Annotated in this window: 7 protein-coding genes and 1 pseudogene; 2 read left to right on the top strand and 6 right to left on the bottom strand. The window is 59.6% G+C overall.

The window, feature by feature from the left end:
* A partial coding sequence (locus IE038_RS24360; protein WP_229775581.1) for a hypothetical protein occupies nucleotides 1-85 on the bottom strand: 85 nt, incomplete at its 3' end.
* Nucleotides 86-380: 295 nt separating this feature from the next.
* Between IE038_RS24360 and IE038_RS01985 the strand changes: the two genes are divergently transcribed.
* Nucleotides 381-1,421, top strand: a complete 1,041-nt coding sequence (locus IE038_RS01985; protein ID WP_163935842.1) for a threonine aldolase family protein — start codon at nucleotides 381-383, stop codon at nucleotides 1,419-1,421.
* Nucleotides 1,422-1,432: 11 nt separating this feature from the next.
* On the opposite strand, the gene IE038_RS25150 is transcribed toward IE038_RS01985, so the two are convergent.
* From IE038_RS25150 to IE038_RS01970, 4 genes and pseudogenes are all read right to left on the bottom strand, one after another.
* A complete protein-coding gene (locus IE038_RS25150; RefSeq protein WP_438810742.1) occupies nucleotides 1,433-2,137 on the bottom strand; it encodes a methyl-accepting chemotaxis protein in 705 nt (234 codons plus the stop codon).
* 156 nt (nucleotides 2,138-2,293) lie between these two features.
* Nucleotides 2,294-3,325: pseudogene (locus IE038_RS25145) on the bottom strand (HAMP domain-containing protein); the annotation flags it as partial.
* A 272-nt stretch (nucleotides 3,326-3,597) separates the two neighbouring features.
* Nucleotides 3,598-3,900, bottom strand: a complete 303-nt coding sequence (locus IE038_RS01975; RefSeq protein ID WP_163935839.1) for a cell division protein ZapA — start codon at nucleotides 3,898-3,900, stop codon at nucleotides 3,598-3,600.
* Nucleotides 3,897-4,127 (bottom strand): hypothetical protein, encoded by a 231-nt coding sequence (locus tag IE038_RS01970; RefSeq protein WP_163935837.1) that lies wholly within the window; start codon nucleotides 4,125-4,127, stop codon nucleotides 3,897-3,899. Before IE038_RS01970 ends, IE038_RS01975 begins: the two co-directional genes overlap by 4 nt.
* 276 nt (nucleotides 4,128-4,403) lie before the next feature.
* On the opposite strand from IE038_RS01970, the gene IE038_RS01965 reads away from it, so the two are divergent.
* A complete protein-coding gene (locus IE038_RS01965) occupies nucleotides 4,404-6,029 on the top strand; it encodes a methyl-accepting chemotaxis protein (protein WP_189395025.1) in 1,626 nt (541 codons plus the stop codon).
* Here the strand turns inward: IE038_RS01965 and IE038_RS01960 are convergent.
* Complete coding sequence (locus tag IE038_RS01960) at nucleotides 6,019-7,914, bottom strand: flavin monoamine oxidase family protein (RefSeq protein WP_189395024.1); 1,896 nt, start codon at nucleotides 7,912-7,914, stop codon at nucleotides 6,019-6,021. The two genes, IE038_RS01965 and IE038_RS01960, sit on opposite strands and share 11 nt — an antisense overlap.
* Nucleotides 7,915-7,949: the final 35 nt, after the last annotated feature.

The raw sequence follows: 7,949 nt of genomic DNA, 5'->3' as shown, positions 1-7,949 counted from the left end.
GATCTTCCTGACGCTGCTCTTCGGCATTCATCGCCGCCAGCAGTGCATCGTCATAACCCTGGATCTGGTCTTGCTTGCTGAACATCGCATCTCTCCCGGCAGCGGCATGGGCTTTCATTAGGTGGGCGACATGACATGGACAGCGCCCTTTGGATTCGATGGTATGACCGACGCAGGCAGCCCAGTTGCCTATGGACGCCACGCAAAGGTGCGTTTACGACATGGCCGTGCGAGAGTCGGTCTTACAGGAAGGATAAATCCCGCGAAAAGCCTTACAGCAGACAGCCTCATCGCTGGCAGGCCCGGCGCCTACACAGCAGCAGACACTCCACCGAATCTTGGTTTAGAGTGCTTGTCTGCGTCGTTTTCAGGACAGAACCATGACCGATCAAAGCCAACAATTCGCCAGCGACAACTATTCCGGTATCTGCCCCGAAGCCTGGGCCGCCATGGAAAAGGCCAACCACGGCCACGAACGTGCCTATGGCGACGACCAATGGACCGCACGGGCGGCCGATCACTTTCGCAAGCTGTTTGAAACCGACTGCGAAGTGTTCTTTGCCTTCAACGGCACGGCGGCCAACTCACTGGCGCTGTCGTCGTTATGCCAGAGCTACCACAGCGTGATCTGCTCGGAGACCGCCCACGTCGAAACCGACGAATGCGGCGCGCCGGAATTTTTCTCCAACGGCTCCAAGTTGCTGACCGCCCGCAGTGAAGGCGGCAAGCTGACCCCGGCCTCCATCCGCGAAGTCGCCCTCAAGCGCCAGGACATCCACTACCCAAAACCACGAGTAGTGACCATCACCCAGGCTACCGAGGTGGGCAGTGTCTATCGCCCGGATGAACTCAAGGCAATCAGCGCGACCTGCAAGGAGCTGGGCCTGAACCTGCATATGGACGGCGCCCGTTTCAGCAACGCCTGCGCCTTCCTCGGCTGCAGCCCGGCCGATCTGACCTGGAAAGCCGGTGTCGATGTGCTGTGCTTTGGCGGGACCAAAAACGGCATGGCGGTGGGTGAGGCGATCCTGTTCTTCAACCGCAAACTCGCCGAAGACTTCGACTACCGTTGCAAACAAGCCGGGCAACTGGCGTCGAAAATGCGCTTTCTCTCCGCGCCGTGGGTCGGCCTGCTGGAAGACGGCGCCTGGCTGCGCCACGCGGCCCATGCCAACCACTGCGCGCAATTGCTCAGTTCGCTGGTCGCCGACATCCCCGGCGTAGAACTGATGTTCCCAGTGGAAGCCAACGGCGTGTTCCTGCAAATGTCGGAGCCCGCCCTGGAAGCATTGCGCAACAAGGGCTGGCGTTTTTATACCTTCATCGGCAGCGGCGGCGCCCGGTTCATGTGCTCCTGGGACACCGAAGAGGCTCGGGTACGCGAATTGGCAGCAGATATCCGCACCGTCATGGGCGCCTGACGCCTCAGCGGCTACAGGCGAAACCCGCCCATCTGCCGCGCCAGATCGTCGGCCAGCTCACGCAAGGCCTGACACTCGTCTCGGCAACCGCGCACTTCAGCAGCGGTTTGCCGAGCCAGGTCAGAAATCCCCTGCACCGTGCGATTGATCTCCTCGGTCACCGCTGACTGCTGCTCCGTGGCAGTGGCGACCTGATGGTTCATGTCACTGATATGTTCCACCTGATCCGTAATGGTCCCCAGCGACGCCCCGGTGCGCTGGCTCGACGCCACCCCGGCGCCGGTTGCCACCTGCCCGGCCTGCATTGAGGCCACGGCATTGCCGGTACCCTGCTTGAGCCGTTGAATCATCTGCTGGATCTCACCCGTGGACACCTGGGTACGCTGGGCCAACGTGCGTACTTCATCAGCCACCACGGCGAAACCTCGGCCCATTTCCCCGGCTCGCGCCGCTTCGATGGCCGCATTCAGCGCCAACAGGTTGGTCTGTTCAGAAATACTGCGGATTACCGCTAAAACTTCGTCGATAGAGGCGACTTCTGCAGCCAACTCGCCAACCGCACCTGCGGCCGAGCCAATGTCGTTCGACATGCCTTCGATCTGGCTGATCGAGCGCTGTACCACCTCACGCGCATGCTCGGCTTCATTGCGGGCAGCCTGTGATGCCTGAGCCGCATTGCCGGCATTTTGCGCAATATCCTGCACGGTCAAACCCATCTCATGGACCGCTGTGGCAACCGTTTCGGTCATTTCCTGCTGCCGCACAGAACGATCAGCGGTGTTGTCCACCACCTGGGTCACCTGCTCCACCGCCTGGTGCAAGCGCTCAGTGGTACCCAGCACCTGGCCGATCAGCTCTCGCTGGCTGTCGATAAAGCGGTTGAAGCCACGGGCCAGATCACCCAACTCATCACTGCGTCCTTCATCCAGCCGACGGCTGAGGTCGCCACCACCACTGCCGATGGCCACCAGTGCAGCGGTCACCTGACGGATCGGCTTGACCAGCCCACGCGCCAGCCAGACCACCAGTAGCAGTGACAGCAGTGCCACGGCGAGGCCGATCAGGCTGGTCAACCAGACCGTCTCATGCACTTGGGCATAAATTTGCGACTCGGGCACTTCTGCGACCAACGTCCAGTTCAGGTCGCGCAGCGGCAGGCTGAGTGCCAGGAAGGTTTCGCCATCACGCTGAAAACGCGTACTGACCACTCGCTCCTGACGTGCCAAGGCGGTTTTCGCCGCCGCCTCACCCAGCTGTTCACTGAGCTGGCGCTTACCACTGAACTCGGCCTGCGGATGCACCTGGATCAGACCATCGCCGCGCACCAGGAACACCCGCCCTCGCTCCCCGAAGCTGAAGTTGTGAATCAACTCGGACAGCTCATGCAAGCGCAGGCCCAGCCCGGCGATACCGACCAGTTTGCCGTCCATCTCTACCCGGTAGTCGATGAACAACGCCACTTCGCCCGAGCTGCCATCGACGTCAATATTGAGCATCCGCTCATCACCACTGTCGGTGAAGCGGAAGAACCAACTGTCAGCCGGGTTATCACGGCTGAGGGTACGGTCCAGGCCCTTTTCGTTGTAGTAATGATTGGAGACGGTGGAGGCGAACAGGGCCGTAAACGCGTTATTGCGCTGGCGCAGTGCATCCAGGTACCCGGTAAAGTGCGCCCGCTGGCTTGCATCTTCACCCTCGGCCAACCAGTCACGCAGCATGGTATTGCTGGCGATGTCTGCTGCCGCCGTCAGCGGCTGGCCGAGCATCCGCTCGATGTCGTTTCGAATGGCCTCGATGCTGGCCGGCAGAGCCGTCTCGACCAGGTAGCGTTCCGTCAGCCGGTTAACCGCCACCGTGTAGATCCCGACCACGACCAGAATGCTCGCTAATAGGGCTGCGCCCATGCTTGCAATCAACTTCCACTGAATACTGCGCCGCCAGAACTGCATGGAACTCCCCCGAGCAAATGACCCTGTACCGCAACAGGCAAGACAACTGTATACACTTTGGTATCCAATTATTCCATTCGCGCGCAACAATACCGTTCCCTGCAGGCATCGGCCTCAGTTCGAAGAGGGTTCAAGACGGGTGCTGTAAAAGCGCTCTGGAGGTCACCACGCGCCTATCGCCGGCAAGGCCGGCGCATAGCGGCGCGCAGTACGTCTGGGATGGCCGATCAGTTGCTACCGATAGTCCGGGCGATGACGTCGACCGTGGCGTTGACTTGCTCTTGATAACGGTCGAGGGCTTCCTGGTGCTTCTGCTGCAGTTCAATCTGCTGCGAGCACAGGTTCAGGGCCGCCAGCACCAACAGCTTGTCGCCAATCAGGGCTGGGTACTTGCGTTTGGTGTCACCCAACGAAGCCTTGAGCATCTGCACCGCTTTGAGCAAGGTCTGCTCTTCGCCTTCCGGTGCCTTGATCGAGTAATCGGTGCCCAGGATCGAGACGACATTGATCGACTGCGCGGTCGTTTTCATGCGTTGACAGCACCACCACCAGCACGCTCAACCAGCGCCTGAATGCGCGCGGCCGTTGCGCCCTGCTTCTCTTCCTGCTCCAGCAGGCTCAGTTGCAGGCTGTCGTTTTCATCCTTGGCATGAACCAGTTCAGCTTCCAGCTTGGCGGTGCGCTCAGCCAGTTCCTGATTCTTCTGTACCAGGTCGCTGACCAGTTGTTCCAATTGACTCAGGGAAGTTTCCAACATAATGCCTTCTCGGGGGTTTTTGCAGGGGGCGCACACGATAAAGAAAACTCGCCGCACTCGCCAGGGATATTGGGCCAGAGGCCCCGCTTTGATGTTGATTGACACACATTGGACAGCTCGGTTCCCTGCCACCCTCACTATTGCCCAGATGAAATTTCATTCACAACGGCTACTTTCGACCAAAGTGTCTCAAGTCTTGTCCGATCCGACCGATAGGCACAGTACGTCAAAATGCGTCGCACGGATTGCGTGCCCTTTCTTTTTCGGATAACGACCATGTCCCTACGCAATATGAATATCGCGCCGCGCGCACTGCTGGGTTTCGCCTTGATCGGAGCGCTCATGATGGCGCTCGGCATTTTCGCGCTCAACCAGATGAGCACGATCCGCCAGGCGGGCGTGGTCATTGAGCAAAACAGTATCCCGAGCATCAAGAGCCTGGACGAGCTCAACCAACTCACTCTGCGCTTGCGCAGCCTTTCCTATCGCTTGCTGATTAACCGCGAGCCCGCAGAGCTAAGCGCCACGCTGGCACTGATGGACAAGCGCAACGCACAGATCGATGAAGTGCGCAAAGCCTACGAACCGCTGATCGCCGATCAGAACGAACGCGCAACCTACAACCAGTACGTGCAGTTGCTGAGCCAGTACCGCCAACTGGAAACGCGTATGAAGAACCACGCCCAGTCTGGCAAACTGGATGAACTGCGTACCTTGCTGAACCATGAACTGCTGGACAGCTCCGAGCAGATCAACACGCTCATGGAGAATCTGGTACGCATCAACACCGACCAAACCCGCAACACCAACCAGGCAGCCGCCGACCAATACGCCACGGCCTTCACCCTGGTGATTGCACTGCTGGTGGTCGCAACCGTGCTGACCTTCGTCTGCGCCCTGCTGCTGACACGAAGCATCGTCAAGCCAATCAACGATGCGCTGCAAGTTGCCGAACAGATTGCCGAAGGTAACCTGACTCGCCCGATCCAGACGCAAGGCCGGGACGAACCGGCGCGCCTGCTGCAGGCCATGGCAAAGATGCAGAACACGCTGCGCGACACCCTGCACCAGATCTCCGGCTCGGCAAACCAACTGGCGTCGGCAGCCGAAGAGCTGAACAGCGTCACCGAGGAAAGCGCCCGTGGCCTGCAGCAGCAGAATAACGAGATCGAACAGGCCGCCACAGCCGTCACCGAGATGACCAGTGCAGTCGAGGAAGTGGCACGTAACGCCGTCAGCACCTCGGAAGCCTCGAAAGACGCCACCCGCTCGGCCGGTGATGGCCGTGACCTCGTGATGGAAACCGTCAGCGCCATCGAACGCATGAGCACTGATGTACAGAGCACTGCCGAACTGGTCGGCAACCTGGCAGAAGAGTCGCGCGACATCGGCAAGGTACTGGACGTGATTCGCGGCCTGGCCGACCAGACCAACCTGTTGGCCCTGAACGCCGCCATCGAGGCGGCGCGGGCCGGTGAAGCGGGCCGCGGGTTTGCCGTGGTGGCCGATGAAGTACGTGCCCTGGCGCACCGTACCCAACAGTCAACCAGTGAAATCGAACGCATGGTCGGCAGCATTCAGGGCGGAACCGAGCAGGCGGTCAATTCGATGCGCAACAGCACCGAGCGCGCCGAGTCGACTCTGAACATCGCCCGCGGCGCCGGCTTGGCGCTGGACACCATCACCGGCGCCGTGGCGCAGATCAACGAGCGCAACCTGGTGATCGCCAGCGCCGCCGAAGAGCAGGCTCAGGTCGCCCGCGAAGTCGACCGCAACCTGGTCAATATCAATGACCTGTCGGTGCAGTCGGCCACGGGCGCCCACCAGACCAGCGCAGCCAGTGCCGAGCTGTCGCGCCTGGCGGTAGACCTCAATAGCCTGGTCGCCCGCTTCAGCGTTTAATCTGCTCCTTCATGAGGTTGCCGCGCGGGTAAGGGGCAGCCTCATGAGGCGGCATTTTCTTGGGCCCGGCGGCAAGCTCAATGGGCTTGAGCGCCTCCCATTGGCTGATCGGACCGTTGGTACTGCTCCCGCCGTACTGGACCGCCAACTTGTCCACCGCATTCAAGGCGGTGGTCACGGCGCCCTCCGCCCAACCACCGGTCCACGACACATCATCCCCGGCCAGGATAAAGCCATAGGGGCTGGCACCACCGACCCCCTCCATGAATTGGCTGAACAACAGGCGTTGATACTCGTACTGCCCTGGCAGGTTCATCTTGAAGGCGCCGAGAAAGTGCGGCTGGTCTTCCCAGTTCAACTCGACGAAAGGGTCCTGCGTGGCAAACCGGGACGCCACGTCCAACCCCGGATAAACCACATCCAGCAGTGTGGTACACAGCTCGACATGCCCTGGCACCGGCGCAGCGCGGTCACCCAGAAACTTCAGGCTGTCGTCGTTCCAGGTGTATGAGAGGAACATCCCGCTGCCCTTGTAAGTCCCGGTGCTCTGGCCATAGTCCACCAGATAGGTGCCACGGGTCAGCCGGTCGGACAACGTGATGCTCATCAACTGTTTGCCGTCTTCGCCGCGCGTCTTCCAGAACGCTTCCCGGGTACCGGCAAAGATCTTCGCCGACTGCATGTAGTGGGTATACATCACCGCTTCCCACTGGGCTTTGCTCAGCAACGCGTTCATCTCCGTGAACAGCTGCGGCCCACCCATGTAGCGCAATTTATCGAGAATACGCACATGGGGGGTATAGACGACGCTGGAAAACTGCAGGACCTGTTCCTCACCGGTATCCAGGTCATGGAAATGAACCAGAAACTGATCATCCGCCTGGCGAATGATGTGCCGGACTTCCTGACGCAACGGGTTTGCGAAGATGGCTTTCGACCGCCCCTCAACCGTAGTGCCTGCTGGCCAATGCGCCATCGCATCACCAAAGGTGCTTGGCGAGCTGTTCCATAGTCGTGTCGGTAACGCGGAAGCACCGTCATACATGAGCCGATGATTGGTATCGAGCCCGGTGTACAGCACCCGCAATACTTCCAGAAAACTGTTGGGGTAGTCGGTGTTCCATCCGCCGGTACCGAAACCAATTTGGCCAAACAGGTTGATCGCCTCGGCGCTCCATTCGGCTTCCTCGACCATGGCGGCATGAAAGCTGAGGTTATCCCAGTCATGCACCTGCAAAATGGTATTCCAGATCGTTTTAATCAGCGCCTGATCCACAGTACCGACAGACATCGCCCGTTCCATTTCGGTAAAGCGAATGGGGTGTTGTTGCAGAAAGACATCAAAGAAGTTGTTCTCTATTTCCGTAAACTTGTCTGGCCTTGGGAAGTCGCCTGTCCCCTCTTCGTAATAATCCTTCTCCCCATGATAATCGACCACTGTACTGAGTGCAGCCGCAGTACCCGGGTTGGGGAAATCGGTACTGTTATCGGCCATGCCCACTTTTTCGAAATAATGATAAAGCGCCTTTCCTGACAGCGGAAAACGCATGGCGCCCAACTCACAGATCACACTACTCTGGCTGTTTTCCGCCCCCACCACTTTCGAGTAGAGCCGCCCACCCACACGACCATTGGCGTCGACCACAACGGGGTGCAAGCCCATGCGCATCGCCTCGTAGGCCGCTGTCAGGCCTGCGATGCCAGCCCCCACCACCAGCACCTGCTTGCCATAGTGACTCGGGTCGACACTGCCCAGTGGCTGCTTGTTGGCCTGAGCCAGGAACGCACCGTAGTCGAAGGGAAAATCAGGTATCAAGGCCCGTACTTCGTTTGCCTGAAGGCGTTTTGATTGTGCTTTACGGGTACGCGAGGGAATGGCAGACATGGTGGGCGACTCCTCAACAGTGATCATTCAACAAC

Source organism: Pseudomonas laurentiana (assembly GCF_014648275.1).
In the GTDB taxonomy this organism is placed as follows: Bacteria; Pseudomonadota; Gammaproteobacteria; order Pseudomonadales; family Pseudomonadaceae; genus Aquipseudomonas; species Aquipseudomonas laurentiana.
Note: the sequence above shows the minus strand (reverse complement) of the source record. Positions and strands in the feature narration are given on the sequence as shown.